Raw genomic sequence first — 15220 nt, 5'->3', positions numbered from 1 at the left:
TACGTGCGAGATTTACGCATTAGGATGGTAAAAAACGAGGAAAACGCGCATATGTTGGATTCGATGGATCTGCGCCTGCTCGACGCCCTGCAAAAGGACGCGCATCTGACCGCGCAGCAGCTGGGCGAGATGCTGCACCTGTCCAGCAGCCAGGCCGGGCGGCGGCGCCAGCGGCTGGAATCCGAGGGCTATATCACCGGCTACGCCGCCAAGCTCGACCCGCTGAAACTGGGCCTGCATGTGCAGGGCTTCATCCAGGTGCATCTGGGCACCCACGGCCCCGATCAGTCGGCCAAATTCGCCCGGATGGTGAATTCCCGCCCGGAGATCACAAGCGCATGGACGATGACCGGCGAAGCGGATTATCTGCTGCATGTCTACTGCGCCGATTTGCCCGCGCTCAACCGGTTGCTGCACGAGGTGATTCTGCCGCATCCGGCTGTTGCCCGGGTACAAAGCCAGATCGTGATGGATCAGCTGAAACGCGACGCACCGCTGCCCACCTGAGGCGGCACAAGGGAGAGAGATGGAAAGCTTTCTGTATCAGGCGACGATCTACCTGGCCGCGGCCGTGATCGCCGTGCCGCTGGCGGCGCGGCTGGGGCTGGGCTCGGTGCTGGGCTATCTGGCGGCGGGTCTGATCATCGGGCCGGTCCTGGGCCTGGTCGGCGCCGAAACCGCCGATCTGCAACATGTGGCCGAATTCGGCGTTGTCATGATGCTGTTCCTGATCGGGCTGGAGCTGGAGCCGCGCGCGCTCTGGGACATGCGCGACAAGCTGCTGGGCCTGGGCGGGCTACAGGTGGGGGTCTCGACGCTGGCGATCATGGTGGTCGCGATGGTGGCGGGCCAACCCTGGAGCGTGGCGCTGGCGGTGGGCCTGACCTTGTCGCTCAGCTCGACCGCGATCGTGTTGCAGACCCTGTCGGAAAAGGGGCTGATGCAGACCAATGGCGGGCGGGCGACCTTCTCGGTCCTGTTGACGCAGGATATCGCGGTGATCCCGATCCTGGCCTTTCTGCCGCTCTTGGCCAGCGCGCCGGTGGCCCATTTCGCGGGCGACGGGTCGATCAACCGCGTGCATAAGGCGGGCGCGGGGCACGAGGCCAGCCTGTCGCTGGTCGAGGGGTTGCCCGGCTGGGCGGTGACGCTGGTCACCATCGCAGCGGTCGCCTTTGTGGTGCTGGCGGGTATCTACCTGACCCGGCCGCTGTTCCGCTTCATCCATGCCAGCCGCCTGCGCGAGATGTATACCGCGCTGGCGCTGATGATCGTGGTGGGCATCTCGTTCCTGATGACGCTGGTGGGCCTGTCGCCCGCGCTTGGCGCCTTTCTGGCCGGCGTGGTGCTGGCCAACTCGGAATTCCGCCACGAGATGGAAAGCGACCTGGAGCCGTTCAAGGGGCTGCTGCTGGGCCTGTTCTTCATCACCGTGGGCGCCGGGATCGATGTGGGCTTCTTCCTTGCCGATCCGCTCGATCTGATCGGGCTGGCGTTGTTGGTGATCCTGTTCAAGGGCGTCATCCTTTATATCGTCGGTCGCGCCTTCCAGCTGAAGGGCCGCGACCGCTGGCTGTTCACGCTGGGTCTGGCGCAAGCGGGCGAGTTCGGCTTTGTCCTGTTGGCCTTTTCCACCCAGCAGAACGTGATCCCGGCGCATCTGTCGCAGAAGCTGCTGATGATCATCGCGCTGACCATGATGATCACGCCGCTTCTGTTCATCCTCTACGAGCTGTTGTCGCGCCGGATGCGTGACCATGTTGCTGATATGGTGCCCGACACGATCGACGAACAGGGCCCGGTGATCATCGCGGGCATCGGCCGGTTTGGCCAGATCGTCAATCGGCTGGTCACCGCCAGCGGGTTCAAGACCATCGTGCTGGATCACGACATGGAGACGATCCAGCTGATGCGGCGCTTTGGCGTCAAGGGGTTCCTGGGCGATCCGACCCGGCCCGAACTGCTCAAGGCGGCGGGACTGGCCAAGGCACAGGTGCTGGTGGCGGCGCTGGATGATGACAATCAGGTCACCAAGCTGGTGGCCTATGCCCGCCGCCAGCGCCCCGATTTGCATATCATCGCCCGCGCGCGCGACCGCAACCATGTCTATGAACTCTACCGCGCCGGCGCCAATGACATCGTGCGCGAGATGTTCGACAGCTCGGTCCGCGCCGGGCGCTATGTGCTGGAAAACGTCGGCCTCAGCGAATACGAGGCGGCGCAGGCGGCGCAGACGTTCTACCACCACGACCGCCAGGCGGTACGCGACCTGGCCGAGGTCTGGGACCCGAACATCCCCACCGCCGACAATAAGGCCTATGTCGAACGCTCGCAGGCGCTGCAAAAGGATCTTGAGACCGCACTGATGGAGCTGAGCGAAGAGTTGGCCTCGCGACGCTCGGCCTGATCCCCGCGAGGACGGCCCGCAAGGGCCGGAGGAGCGGCGCTCAGCCGTCGGAAACGCCGGCCTCGGCAAAGGTGGCCATGCCGGAATGGCAGGCCACGGCGCTTTTCAGGATATTGATCGCCAGCGCCCCGCCTGATCCCTCGCCCAGTCGCAGCCCCAGCGACAACAAAGGCGCCTTGCCAAGCTTGGCCAGCAGCACCGCATGGGCGCCCTCGGCGCTCTGGTGACCGGCAACGGTGTGATCCAGCGCATTTGCCGCAACCGCCGCCAGCGCCGCCGCTGCCGCGGTGCAGATGAACCCGTCCAGGATCACCGGAATGCGCAGCTGCCGCGCGGCGGCGATGGCACCCGCCATGGCCGCGATCTCGCGCCCGCCCAGACAGCGCAATACCTCCAGCCCGTCGCGGCTGGTGTGCAGGGCGACGCCCTCGGCGACCACCCGCGTCTTGTTGGCCAGCCCGGCGTCGTCAACCCCGGTGCCGCGCCCGGTCCAGTCGCCCGCCGCGCCCCCGAACAGCGCATGCGCGATCGCCGCCGCCGGGGTGGTGTTGCCGATGCCCATCTCGCCCACCACCAGCAGATCGGCCGCCGGATCGACCGCCGCCCAGCCGCATTGCAGCGCGGCCAGCAATTCGTCCCCGGTCATCGCAGGGGCTTGGGTGAAATCCTGCGTCGGGCGGTCCAGCTCCAGCGCGTGCACATCCATGCGCGCCCCGGCGGCGCGGGCCAGCTGGTTGATGGCGGCGCCGCCATGTTCGAAATTCATCACCATCTGCACCGTGACCTCGGCCGGAAAGGCCGAGACACCCTGTGCCGTCACCCCATGATTGCCGGCAAACACAATCACCTGCGGCGCCTCGATCCGGGGCCGGGCATCGCCACGCCAGCCCGCATACCAGATCGCCAGATCCTCGAGCCGCCCCAGCGCGCCCGGCGGCTTGGTCAACTGACCGTTGCGCTCTTCGGCGCCAGCGCGGGCGGCGGCATCGGGTCCGGGTGCCGCGCCCAGAAGGTCGCGGAACTGGGCGAGATCGGTAAGCGCTGGCAACATGGAAAGCCTCTTTGCATCCTGGGTCCGCCCGTGTTTAACCAATGCACCCGACACGACAAGACCTTGAAAGGCGGAGAGATGCGCAAAAACGACATTGCGGACATTTCACCCCGGGATCCGATGCTGGCGCTGGTGTTACTGACGCGGCTGCCGCTGCCCGCGCTGCCCGAGGCCGCCTTTGCCCGGCAGGCCGCGGCCGTCTGGGCCTTTCCGCTGGCAGGGCTGGCGGTGGGCGCGTTGGCCTGGGCCACGGGCGCGCTGGCGCTTGCCGCCGGGCTGGCGCCGGTCGCGGTGGCCGGGCTGATGCTGGTGGTGCTGGTGATGACCACCGGCGGCATGCACGAGGACGGGCTGGCCGATACCGCCGACGGGCTGTGGGGCGGCTTCACGCCAGAGCGGCGGCTGGAGATCATGAAAGACAGCCATATCGGCACTTATGGCGTGCTCGCCCTGATCCTGTCACAGGGATTGCGGCTGGCGGCGCTGTCCGCGCTGGTTGCCGGTGGCGCGCTTGGCGCGGCGGTGGCGGCGGCGGTCTGGTCGCGCGCGCTGATGCCGGTGCTGATGGCCGCCCTGCCCAATGCGCGCGGCACCGGCCTCAGCCAATCGGTCGGGCGCCCGACGCCGCAGGCGGTGACGCTGGGCCTTGGGCTGGCGGCGGTGCTGGCGCTGCTGCTGGCCGGTTGGGCGGTACTGATCCCGGCCCTGCTGGCAGTGCTGTCGGTGCTGGGTCTTGCGGCACTTGCCCGGGCCAAGATCGGCGGCCAGACCGGCGATATCCTGGGCGCCGCGCAGCAACTGGCCGAGATCACCTGCCTGCTGGCGCTGTCTGCCGCGCTTTAGACATCCCGGCCCTATCCCGCCCCGCCCGTCTCGATATTCAGCAGGCCGCCGCAATGCTTGCAATGGACCGCGTCCGGGTCATGCCGGAACAGGCCGCAATCGGGACAGCGATAGCGTACCTTCTGCGGCGAAAAGATCGCCTGCGCCAGACGCACGAACAGCGCCACACCCACCACCATGACAAAGACCGAAAACAGCTTGCCCGCCGGTGTGCCCAGGGTGATGTCGCCGAACCCGGTGGTGGTCAGTGTCGCCATGGTGAAATAGAGCGCGTCGATATAGGGCGTCTCGCGGCTGCCCGGCGGGATGAAGAACACCAGCACCGCCATCGTGGTCAGAAAGATGAAGACCAGCAGGTTGACCGCCGCCACGATCGCATCCTCGTGGGTGCGGAAGAATTGGCTGTCGCGCCTGAGATCGTGCAGCAGATGATAGGAATGGATCAGCCGCAGGCCGCGCAGGATGCGCAGAAAGGCCAGGCTCTGCGTCAGGAAGGGATCGAGCAGCAGCGACAGGATCACGATGATATCGGCGATGGTATAGATGCGGGTCAGAAACTCGCGCCGCCGCTTGGCGATCCACAGCCGCGCGCTGAAATCGCACAGGATCACAAAGCCGATCACCACGCTGAGCGCGGTCAGAACCGGGCCATGCGGCAGGTGGGCCGTCGCGATGAAAAACAGGATGGTGGACAGATCGAAGACGATCAGCCCATAGCGGAACCGGACCGACCCCGGATCGCGCCCGACATAGAGCTTGCGCACCGCTGCCTTGACCGTATGCATCTGCCCTCTCCGTGCTGGCCGCCGTCAGGTCACTCTAATGCCAATCGCACGGGCACACCGCGCAAAAAGAAGGGGCCGCCCCCTGGGGGACGGCCCGCAAAATGTCGCATCCTGGCTCAGGCCGCGCGCGAGGTCAGCACTTCGTCGACCTGCTTGGCGGCGGCCATCTCGTCGGCGCCCGACACGGCGGCCACCTCGCGGGTCAGCCGCTCCAGTGCCGCTTCGTACAGCTGACGCTCGGAATAGGACTGCTCGCGCTGGTCGTCGGTGCGGTGCAGGTCGCGGACCACTTCGGCGATCGAGATCAGGTCGCCCGAATTGATCTTCTGCTCGTATTCCTGCGCCCGGCGCGACCACATCGCGCGCTTGACCTTGGCCTTGCCCTTGAGCGTCTTCATCGCCTGGCTGATTACATCCGGAGAGCTGAGCGAACGCAGACCGGATTCGGTGGCCTTGTTGGTGGGCACCCGCAGGGTCATCTTGTCCTTTTCAAAGGAGATCACGAACAGCTCGAGCTTGAACCCGGCGACTTCCTGCTCTTCGATCGAGAGGATCTGGCCGACGCCATGCGCCGGATAGACCACGTAATCGTTCGGGCGGAACTCGAGCTTTTTCGACTTGGTCATTCAGGTCTTTCCTTGGTTGCTGACCGGGATCGCCGCGACAAAAAACCGACACTCGGGAACGCAGGCTCCCGTGAGTCGCTGAGTTTCATCACAAACGCTATTGCCCAAAAGCGAGCCAGCTTTTGGCGCTCATCCCGATCGTTGGCATCATGTAAGAAGGGAATATATCATAAAATTGAGCCCCCTGAAAGGGAGAGGTATCACAAAGGTTCATTCCCCCTTTGTGATCAGAACCTTGGCCCGATCCGCCCTGGCGCGGGGCTGGTTCCGCGCGCGAATCGGTGCGATGTATCAGCCGCCTTCGCCGGGGGCCTCGGAGAAGTATTTCTCCATCTTGCCGGACTCGCCGTCACGCTCTTCGGCCTCGGGCAGCGGGTCTTTCTTGGTCACGATGACCGGCCACATTTCGGAGTACTTGCGGTTGAACTCGACCCATTGCTCCATCCCCGGCTCGGTATCGGGGCGGATCGCATCAGCCGGGCATTCGGGCTCGCACACGCCGCAGTCGATGCATTCGTCGGGATGGATGACCAGCGCGTTTTCACCCTCGTAGAAACAGTCCACCGGACATACCTCGACACAGTCGGTGTATTTGCAGGCGATGCAGTTTTCGGTGACGACATAGGTCATGAGCTGAATTCCACTGGTTCGTTGCCCGACTAGCTAAATCAGAGTGGCGCGTTCTTCAAGGGAGGATCGCCCCTTTCCGGGACCGGAAAGGCCGGGCATCCCGCCGCAACACGGTCTGGCGCGACAGCGTTCCGATCAGGTTTCGTCGGGCAGAGCATCGTTCCGCCCCGCGTCCAGATCGGTGTACAGCGTCTGCGCCTCGGTTGCGGGACCACGCCGGGTGCCCAGCGCCTCGACCCGGATCACCCGGACCTGGCGGCCCTGGCCAAAGGTCAGCACATCCCCCGGCCCCACCGCATGGGCGGGTTTGCTGACCCGATTGCCATTGACGCGAATGCGCCCCGATCCGGCCACCTCGGCCGCCAGCCCGCGCGTCTTGAAGAAACGCGCGTGCCAGAGCCATTTGTCGATGCGGAGCCGGGTGGGCGCCTCGGTCATGACCGCTCAGTTGCCCTCTTTGAGCCCCATCAGCGCGGCGGCAAAGGGGTTGTCGGGGTCGATCGCCTTTTCCTTCTTCGGCGGGCGCGAGGAATAGGTCTTGGCGCCTTGCTGGCCGGGTTTGCCACCCTTGCCGCCCTGGGGCTTGCCATCGCGGCGGCGGCCGCCCTCTTGCGGCTTGCCGCCCCGCGGACGGTCCTTGGCGCGGCCTTCGCCCTGCCCCGGCTGGCCACGGCCCCCCTCGCGGCGCGGGCCACGGCCCTGCTGCTGGCGGGCGGGACGGGCCCAGGTAAAGGTGAAGAAGACCTCGATCTCGGGGTCGGCCTCTGTTGCGTCTGCGGCGGCCTCGGTCGTTTCGGCTGTCTCGGCGGGGGCCTCGGCTGCGGCTTCGGCGGTCTCCGCCGGCGCCGGCTCTGCCTCGGCAACCTCAGCCGCTGGCGCGGCCTCGGTGGCGGCGCCCTCCTCGGGCGCGGGTTCACCTTCGGCAGCGGCCTCGACAGGCGCCGGTTTCACCTTGGCCCGCTCGCCGCGCTCGGCCTTGTAGCCCAGCCCCTGCATCAGGTCGGCGAACTGTTCCAGCGTCATGCCGGTGATCGACAGCATATCCGCCGTCGCCTCGAAACCCGAGCGGCTGTCCTTGGCGCGCAGCATATCGGCCAGACGCTCCAGCATGTCGATGCGGATCGCCCGCTCGCCCGAGATGCGATAGCCGCACATGGTATCGACGCCCGGTTCGGCATCCTTGACCGAGGGTACCGTCACCAGCCCCGGCGGCGGCGCCTCGGGGAACTCCGACAGGCCCTTGGTCAGCGACCACAGCACCAGCCGCAGACGGGTCGGCGCCGGTTTCAGCAGGAGCGGCATGAAGATGGTGAACTGGCCAAAGCGGATGCCATGCTTGCGCAGGGCGCCACGCGCCTCCTGATCCAGGTCCTTGACCTCTTGCGCCACATCGGCGCGCGGCAGGATGCCGAAATTCTCGACCATGCGGAAGGCAAAGCCGCGTGCCAGCCCGCTCAGCGCCTCGTCGCGCGACAGCGCGAGCAGCGGCTCGAACAGGGCCGCGACCTTGCGGTCGATGAAATGCTGCAGGCGGCGCTGCACCTTCTGTTCGACATCGGGGCCAGCGGCCTCGTCGACAAACACCTCGACCTGCGGTTTCAGCGGATCGGCGCCGACGGTGAGCTTGCCCACCGCATATTCGCCCCACATCAGACCGCCCTGTTCGGTAAAGTCGATCTCGGTATCGGGTGCGTTATAGAACCGGTCGGCGCGCAGATGGAACTGCGGCGCCAGCGCCTGCAAGGACGCCGATTTCAGCGCCTTCGCCTCGGCCCCCTGCGCGGACTTGTCCGGCATGAAGCGGAATCCTTCGAGACGGCCGACGAATTCGCCTTCGACCGTCACTTCACCCTTGTCGTTCACTTCGGCCAAAAGGGCCTCCTTCTGCTTGAGCCGGCGCAGCAGCACGCTGGTGCGCCGGTCCACAAATCTCTGTGTCAGCCGCTCGTGCAGCGCATCCGACACCCTGTCTTCTACAGCGCGGGTTTCCCCGCGCCAATGGCTTTCGTCGCGGACCCAGCCGTTCCGTTGCGCGACATATGTCCACGTGCGGATATAGGCCAGCCGTTTGGAAAGAGTATCTATGTCGCCCTGGGTGCGGTCGATGCGACGGATTTGCCGGGCCATGAAATCGTCGGGAATGGCCCCACGCTCGTGCAGATGACCGAATATCACCTGCAAAAGACCGGCATGTTCGGCATGGCTGATGCCGCGGAAATCGGGGATGCGGCACACGTCCCACAGCAACCGGACCGAAGCGCCATCGCTGGCGCGGGCCAGAACCTCGGCCTCGCCCGCCAGCGATTTCAGCGTCCTCAGGTCATCGGCCTCGCGCGCCTTGAGCAGATGTTCGCCGCTGGGCGCCTCTTCCAGCGCGGAAATCAGCGCATCGACCGAGTTGAAGCGCAACGCGCTGTTGCGCCAGTTCAGTTTCTTGAGCGGGGTAAAGCGGTGCTCCATGATCGCCTGCGCCATGCCCTCGTCGAGCGGCCGCGCCTCGCCGGTCACGCCAAAGGTGCCGCTGGCCATGCCACGCCCGGCCCGGCCCGCGATCTGGGCCAGTTCGTTGGGCGCCAGCGGGCGCATGCGGCGGCCGTCGAACTTGCTGAGCGCGGAAAAGGCCACATGGTCGATATCGAGGTTCAGCCCCATGCCGATGGCATCGGTGGCGACCAGGTAATCGACCTCGCCATTCTGATAGAGGTCCACCTGCGCGTTGCGGGTGCGCGGGGACAGCGCCCCCATCACCACCGCAGCACCCCCTTTTTGCCGGCGGATCAGCTCGGCGATGGCATAGACGTTTTCGACCGAGAAGCCGACGATGGCGCTGCGCGGCGGCATCCGGGTGATCTTTTTCGAGCCGGTATAGACCAGCTGGCTCATCCGCTCGCGGCGGACGAACTGCGCCTCGGGCACCAGCGCCGCGATCGGGCCGCGCATGGTGTCGGACCCCAGCAACAGCGTCTCGTGCAGACCGCGCGCCCTGAGCAGACGGTCGGTGAAGACATGGCCGCGCTCGGGATCGGCGCAGAGCTGGATTTCATCCACCGCAACGCAATCGGCGCCCAGCCCCTCGGGCATCGCCTCGACCGTGCAGACCCAGTACTGGGTACGCGGCGGCACGATTCGCTCTTCGCCGGTGACCAGCGCCACCACCGAGGGGCCGCGCAGCGCCACGATCTTGTCATAGACCTCGCGCGCAAGCAGGCGCAGCGGCAGGCCGATCACCCCCGTGCGATGCCCCAGCATCCGTTCGATCGCGTAATGCGTCTTGCCTGTGTTGGTCGGGCCGAGAACGGCCACGATCCGCGAGGATCCGCTCACCTGTCTGCCCCCTGCCCGGCCCGGTCCGGCGCGTCAGAGCGCCTGGCCCTCGATCCGGGGCTTCAGTCGATTCAGGGCACTGGTTACTTCCTCGTGATGGGGATGTATAGCCAGCGCGCGGGTATAGACGGCATAGGCCGTCTGAGGCCGCTCCAGCGCCTCGAAGATCAGGCCCAGCCCGAAAATGGCATCATAGAGATTGGGGTTGAGCGCCAGCGCGCGTTCCAGATCGGCCACCGCCGGACCATAGAGATCGGCGGCGAAATAGGCCGAGGCGCGGGCATGCCAGCCCTCGGCGAAATCGGGCGCATGATCGGTCAGCGCGGTCAGATGTTCGATGGCGGCGCGGATATCCTGCACCTCGAGCGCATCGCGCCCGCGCTTGAGCAGGAAATCGGCCGAGGCCGAGCCAGATTGCGCCCAAAGCGCCTGCAATTCGCGGTCGATCTGGCGCGCGCGCATCGGGTCGGCGCCCGCCAGCTCCTCGAGCAGAACGGTTTCGTCCGAGGGCTCGACCTCCTGCGCCGACACCCCCCCGGAAATGGCGGATATCAGCCAGAGTGCCGCAACGATATCTTTGAGCTTTGCAGTCAATGCGATCATAACAGATGTTACTTTAGCGCGCTAAACGGCGTTGTCCATGAGGGCCACGTCACGCATTCAGCAAAGACCGAGGAAGATAATGAGCGACACTCTTGAACAGGCCGCAGCCGAGCTGAACGAAAAGCTGGCAGGTGCCGGATTCGACGCCTCCGCCAAATTCGCCATCGCCGATATGGGTGCGATCGTGCTGGATGGCTCGGGTGCCCGCATCAGCGACGAAGAGACCGACGTGACCCTGTCGGCGGATGCCGAGACCTTTCAACAGATCCTGTCGGGCGAGATGAACCCAACCGGCGCCTTCATGTCCGGCAAGCTGACCATCGACGGCGATATGGGCGTGGCGATGAAACTGGCCTCGGTGCTGGCCTGATGACCCTGACGCCGGCCCCCCTGTTCGAAGATGTGGCCGGCGGCCCCGCCGGTGGCGCGGCCCATTGGATGCAGACCAGCGACGGGCTGCGCATCCGTGCCGGTCACTGGCGCCCCGAGGGCGAGGTACGCGGCACCGTGCTGATGTTTCCCGGGCGCACCGAATATGTCGAGAAATACGGCAATGCGGCGCAGGCCTTTGTGACGCGCGGCTTTGCCATGCTGGCGGTGGACTGGCGCGGCCAGGGCCTGGCCGACCGGCTGCTGGAGGACCGGCGCCTGGGCCATGTGCTGGAGTTCACCGATTACCAGCGCGACGTGGCGGCAGTGGTGGAACTGGCCACCACGCTGGACCTGCCCAGACCCTGGTTCGTGGTCGGCCATTCCATGGGCGGCGCCATCGGGCTGCGCGCGGTGATGGAGGGGCTGCCGGTGGCGGCCTGCGCCTTTACCGGCCCGATGTGGGGCATTTTCTTTACCCCGGTGATGAAGCCGCTGAGCTGGATCACCGCCAACCTCGCTCCGGCGATCGGAATGGGGCACAAACATCCCGCCACCACCACGCTGGAACCCTATGTGCAGGCGCAGGAGTTCGAGGGCAATTCGCTGACCCGCGACCCGGCGATGTACGAGATGATGCGCAGCCAGCTGGCCGCGCATCCGGAACTGGCACTTGGGGCGCCCACCAATATCTGGCTGCGCGAGGCGCTGGCCGAATGCCGTGCACTCAGCGATCGCCCCTCGCCCGATCTGCCCTGCCTGACCTTTCTGGGCAGCCATGAGCAGATCGTCGACCGCAAGGCGGTGCGCGCCCGCATGGCGCGCTGGCCGCGCGGCGAGCTGGTCGAGATCCCGGACGGCGAACACGAGGTGCTGATGGAGGCCCCCGAGGTGCGTGACCCGGCCTATGACCGGATGGCGGCCCTGTTCTCGGCCCCCGACCAGTTGCAACGCAGCGCCTGACCCCGAGACCGCACGCCCGAGAAAATTCGTCGAATTTTCTCGCCGCCTGCCGCACGCGCGCGCTCACGGTCTTGCCGGTTGCGGCGGGCGGCTGCGCTCCTTAAGTGTGGGGCAACCAGAAATGACGAGGCCCCCATGTTTCATCTGCCCTTTCCCCTTCGCGACGCCAACGCCGGTTCCGGCTCCAAGGAACTCGGCAACCTTCCCGAATGGGATCTGAGCGATCTCTATTCCGGCGAGGACGCGCCGGAGCTTGCCCACGACCTCGACTGGCTGGAAACCGAATGCGCCGCCTTTGCCGCCGATTACGAGGGCAAGCTGGCCGAACTGGATGCGGCCGCCCTGCTGACCTGCGTGCAGCGCAACGAAAAGATCAGCGCCATCGCGGGCCGCATCATGTCCTTTGCGGGCCTGCGCTATTACCAGCTGACCATCGACGCGGGCCGGGCCAAGTTCATGTCCGACTGCCAGGAAAAGATAACCAACTTCACCACGCCGCTGGTGTTCTTTACCCTGGAACTGAACCGGATCGAGGATGACGCGCTGACCGCGCGCTTTGCAGAAAACGCCGACCTGGCCCGCTATGCGCCCGTATTCCGCCGCATCCGCGCAATGAAACCCTATCAGCTGAGCGATGAGCTGGAGAAATTCCTGCACGACCTGGGCGTGGTCGGCGACGCCTGGGAGCGGTTGTTCGACGAGACCATCGCCGGGCTCACCTTTGACATCGACGGTGAAGAGCTCAACATCGAAGGCACGCTGAACCTGCTGACCGAGCAGGACCGCAGCAAGCGCGAGGCCGCCGCCCACGAGCTGGCCCGCGTCTTTGGCGAGAACATCAAGACCTTCGCCCGCGTCCACAACACCGCCGCCAAGGAAAAGGAAGTGATCGACCGCTGGCGCAAGATGCCCAGCGCCCAGACCGGCCGTCACCTGTCCAACGACGTCGAACCCGAGGTGGTCGAGGCCCTGCGCGAGGCCGTGGTTGCCGCCTATCCCAAGCTGAGCCACCGCTATTACGAGCTCAAGCGCAAATGGCTGGGGCTGGACCGGATGCAGGTCTGGGACCGTAACGCGCCGCTGCCGATGGAGGATACCCGCACCATCCCCTGGGCCCAGGCCGAGCGCATGGTGATGGAGGCCTATGAGGCCTTTGACCCGCGCATGGGCGAGATCGCCGCGCCCTTCTTCTCAAAGGGCTGGATCGACGCGGCCGTGAAACCCGGCAAGGCGCCCGGCGCCTTTGCCCATCCCACCGTGACCGAGGTGCACCCCTATGTGATGCTCAACTATCTGGGCAAGCCGCGCGACGTGATGACGCTGGCCCATGAGCTGGGCCATGGCGTGCATCAGGTGCTGGCCGCCGGTCAGGGCGAAATGCTCAGCTCGACCCCTCTGACGCTGGCCGAAACCGCCAGCGTGTTCGGCGAGATGCTGACCTTCCGCAAGATGCTGGAAAAGGCCGAGACCCAGGAACAGCGCAAGGTGCTGCTGGCGGGCAAGGTCGAGGACATGATCAACACGGTGGTGCGCCAGATCGCGTTCTATGACTTCGAATGCAAGCTGCACGCCGCCCGCCGCCAGGGGGAACTCACGCCCGAGAATATCGGCGATCTGTGGATGAGCGTGCAGGGCGAAAGCCTTGGGCCTGCATTCGACTTCATGGAGGGCTATGAAAGCTTCTGGGCCTATATCCCGCATTTCGTGCACTCGCCCTTCTATGTCTATGCCTATGCGTTCGGCGACGGGCTGGTGAACGCGCTCTACTCGGTCTATGCCGAGGGCGCCGAAGGATTCGAAGAGAAGTATTTCGACATGCTGAAGGCGGGTGGCTCGAAACACCACAAAGAGCTTCTGGCGCCCTTTGGCCTCGATGCCAGCGACCCCAAGTTCTGGGACAAGGGCCTGAGCATGATCTCGGACATGATCGACGAGCTGGAAGCGATGGAGGGCTGATGCCCGGCCCGCGCCACAGGGCAAAGACGCCTGTGGCGCGGCTCAGAACAGACAGAGCCGCGCAAGACAAAACCCCGCCAAAACCGCAAAGGTTTTGCCGAGTTGTTGTCTTAGAGAAGCGCATGATCTTAGGCTGGACAGGGAACCCAGCCAAAAACGACCTTTTTTCGATGTTCAGCTATTTCAGTCATTCGTAGGTAGCGTCCAACCGCTTGCGCGACGGCAGACGCCGCCCGGGAAAACTTGATTTGGCAGCGCCTTTAGGCGATCCTGCCATCAAACGGTAGACCATTTGGGGGATGTCGGATAGCAACAACGCAACTATGCAATAATCGAAAACCTAATTTATCGGCTAATACTTGGGATTGAACTGATGAAAGTAAGAGCGAGCCTCCTGAACCTAAATGGTAATATTCATTATTTGAACGCACCTGCCATTGCTGGTCCGCGTGACTACTTTTTCGGAATCGGTTCGGCAAATTCTGAGAGCTTCGAAGTTGCGCTGATGGCAGCAGGTCAAAAAAGGACACTCCGGTACTCTTCGCACTATGGGTTGTACTCGGCCAGGGGAGTAGACAAAATAGGCTTTAGAAGCGAAGCAAATCTAGCCCTGTTTGTGTTGGACTGCCCATCAGCTGCCACAGCCGCGCCATTTCGGTACCACGCATATCCAGGCCACCCACCAAGCGTGGCTGACTGGCCACAACCTAGTCAGTTTGCCGACTATTTCTTCTGGGTAAACGACTGGTCTGGGTGGATTGCAGAGTGCAAATGGGCGAATGACAGGGATCCGAATAAGGCAAAAGTGTTCAATCCAGAGGGTTTAGAGCACAATGTTTATAAATTTCCTCACCTCTCCGTCGGGCTTGCATATTATGCGCGCGGGGCGGACGTACTTAGATTTGTGGCGGACCCCATAGATGACCATAACCCTGCGGGCATGAGTGGAATTGGGATTACAATTGAAGGTTTTGACGGCGAATACGAGTTGGAAGGGTTCGGCGAAAACAACGAGAACACGGTGCCCCCGCAGGTGTAGTTCCGATTCCGTGTATTTTCGATTTCAGCACAACAAGAAAACATGCTCGCCGTTAAGATCATTGACCACCTCAAGCCGCGGTCGCCAGGTACGGTGCGAGAACACCCCGCCCATGCCCACAAAAGGCTCGAAATAGGTCTGGTGGTCGATCGTCTCGATCCGCTCGATGACGGCGCGAGTTTTTCCCTGAGGGTGGCCAAAACTCATACGTTTCTGTCACTGCCAAAAACGACCGTTTTCGCCACCACCCCCCTCACTTCAACTGGCTGTCCTTTGACCCTCGCCGGTTGATGCCCCCGCGCGTCTTGAAAGCGCTGTCGCGTTCCTGCTGGCAGTCCAGGCAGAGCTTCACCCCCGGGATCGCCTGTCGGCGCGGTTCGGGGATGTCCTCCTCGCATTCGGCGCAATGGGTCAGGCTTTCGCCCACCGGCGCCTTGCGCGCCTTCAGCCGCGCCAGCTCGTCGGAAATCGACGCCTCGATCTGTTCGCTCACCGCGCCGTCGCGGGCCCAGCCTCCGGCCATGAACGCTCCTCCCTTGGGGCCTCTATCCTAGCGCGGCCGGGCCATGATGCAACTCTGCGCCGCGCGACGCGGGGTCAGCCTTTGTCCTGTCATCATCGCGC

15 protein-coding genes and 1 pseudogene are annotated in these 15220 nt (G+C 64.7%); 7 read left to right on the top strand and 9 right to left on the bottom strand.

Annotated features, from left to right (window positions below):
• The first annotated feature begins 51 nt into the window (after nt 1-51).
• Together SPO_RS07270 and SPO_RS07265 are read left to right on the top strand one after the other, a co-directional pair.
• Entirely contained in the window at nt 52-507 is a 456-nt protein-coding gene (locus tag SPO_RS07270; RefSeq protein WP_011047162.1) for an Lrp/AsnC family transcriptional regulator, read from the top strand.
• A 19-nt stretch (nt 508-526) separates the two neighbouring features.
• Nucleotides 527-2407, top strand: a complete 1881-nt coding sequence (locus tag SPO_RS07265) for a monovalent cation:proton antiporter-2 (CPA2) family protein (RefSeq protein WP_011047161.1) — start codon at nt 527-529, stop codon at nt 2405-2407.
• 40 nt (nt 2408-2447) lie between these two features.
• Here the strand turns inward: SPO_RS07265 and cobT are convergent, their stop codons facing one another.
• Nucleotides 2448-3458 (bottom strand): nicotinate-nucleotide--dimethylbenzimidazole phosphoribosyltransferase, encoded by a 1011-nt coding sequence (gene cobT / locus SPO_RS07260; protein ID WP_011047160.1) that lies wholly within the window; start codon nt 3456-3458, stop codon nt 2448-2450.
• 78 nt (nt 3459-3536) lie between these two features.
• Here cobT and cobS point away from each other — a divergent pair, with 78 nt between their 5' ends.
• Nucleotides 3537-4301: an adenosylcobinamide-GDP ribazoletransferase gene (gene cobS, locus SPO_RS07255; RefSeq protein ID WP_011047159.1), complete on the top strand. Its 765-nt coding sequence runs from the start codon at nt 3537-3539 to the stop codon at nt 4299-4301.
• An 11-nt stretch (nt 4302-4312) separates the two neighbouring features.
• Here the strand turns inward: cobS and SPO_RS07250 are convergent, their stop codons facing one another.
• From SPO_RS07250 to SPO_RS07225, 6 genes and pseudogenes are all read right to left on the bottom strand, one after another.
• Nucleotides 4313-5086, bottom strand: coding sequence for an ion channel (locus SPO_RS07250; RefSeq protein ID WP_011047158.1), 774 nt, complete (start codon nt 5084-5086; stop codon nt 4313-4315).
• A 116-nt stretch (nt 5087-5202) separates the two neighbouring features.
• Nucleotides 5203-5712, bottom strand: a complete 510-nt coding sequence (locus tag SPO_RS07245; protein ID WP_011047157.1) for a CarD family transcriptional regulator — start codon at nt 5710-5712, stop codon at nt 5203-5205.
• A gap of 291 nt (nt 5713-6003) precedes the next feature.
• Nucleotides 6004-6342 (bottom strand): ferredoxin FdxA, encoded by a 339-nt coding sequence (gene fdxA / locus SPO_RS07240; RefSeq protein WP_011047156.1) that lies wholly within the window; start codon nt 6340-6342, stop codon nt 6004-6006.
• A gap of 171 nt (nt 6343-6513) precedes the next feature.
• Nucleotides 6514-6780: pseudogene (locus SPO_RS07235) on the bottom strand (RNA-binding S4 domain-containing protein); the annotation flags it as partial.
• Nucleotides 6781-6786: 6 nt separating this feature from the next.
• Nucleotides 6787-9666 (bottom strand): helicase-related protein, encoded by a 2880-nt coding sequence (locus SPO_RS07230; RefSeq protein WP_011047154.1) that lies wholly within the window; start codon nt 9664-9666, stop codon nt 6787-6789.
• A gap of 33 nt (nt 9667-9699) precedes the next feature.
• Nucleotides 9700-10269, bottom strand: a complete 570-nt coding sequence (locus SPO_RS07225; RefSeq protein WP_011047153.1) for a tetratricopeptide repeat protein — start codon at nt 10267-10269, stop codon at nt 9700-9702.
• Between the two features lie 79 nt (nt 10270-10348).
• Between SPO_RS07225 and SPO_RS07220 the strand changes: the two genes are divergently transcribed.
• The 4 genes from SPO_RS07220 to SPO_RS22825 all read left to right on the top strand — a co-directional run bounded on the left by SPO_RS07220 (nt 10349) and on the right by SPO_RS22825 (nt 14596).
• Nucleotides 10349-10639, top strand: a complete 291-nt coding sequence (locus tag SPO_RS07220) for an SCP2 sterol-binding domain-containing protein (RefSeq protein ID WP_011047152.1) — start codon at nt 10349-10351, stop codon at nt 10637-10639.
• Nucleotides 10639-11601, top strand: coding sequence for an alpha/beta hydrolase (locus SPO_RS07215; protein ID WP_011047151.1), 963 nt, complete (start codon nt 10639-10641; stop codon nt 11599-11601). Before SPO_RS07220 ends, SPO_RS07215 begins: the two co-directional genes overlap by 1 nt.
• Before the next feature lie 135 nt (nt 11602-11736).
• Entirely contained in the window at nt 11737-13557 is a 1821-nt protein-coding gene (locus tag SPO_RS07210) for a M3 family oligoendopeptidase (protein ID WP_011047150.1), read from the top strand.
• A gap of 373 nt (nt 13558-13930) precedes the next feature.
• Nucleotides 13931-14596: a hypothetical protein gene (locus tag SPO_RS22825; RefSeq protein WP_030003204.1), complete on the top strand. Its 666-nt coding sequence runs from the start codon at nt 13931-13933 to the stop codon at nt 14594-14596.
• 24 nt (nt 14597-14620) lie between these two features.
• Here the strand turns inward: SPO_RS22825 and SPO_RS07205 are convergent, their stop codons facing one another.
• Together SPO_RS07205 and SPO_RS07200 are read right to left on the bottom strand one after the other, a co-directional pair.
• Entirely contained in the window at nt 14621-14803 is a 183-nt protein-coding gene (locus SPO_RS07205; RefSeq protein WP_011047149.1) for a DNA modification methyltransferase, read from the bottom strand.
• Nucleotides 14804-14849: 46 nt separating this feature from the next.
• A complete protein-coding gene (locus SPO_RS07200; RefSeq protein ID WP_011047148.1) occupies nt 14850-15119 on the bottom strand; it encodes a DksA/TraR family C4-type zinc finger protein in 270 nt (89 codons plus the stop codon).
• Between the last annotated feature and the right edge of the window lie 101 nt (nt 15120-15220).

The organism is Ruegeria pomeroyi DSS-3 (genome assembly GCF_000011965.2).
GTDB lineage: Bacteria > Pseudomonadota > Alphaproteobacteria > Rhodobacterales > Rhodobacteraceae > Ruegeria_B > Ruegeria_B pomeroyi.
The sequence above is the reverse complement of the archived record's forward strand: the minus strand, read 5'-3'. Positions and strand labels throughout refer to the sequence as shown.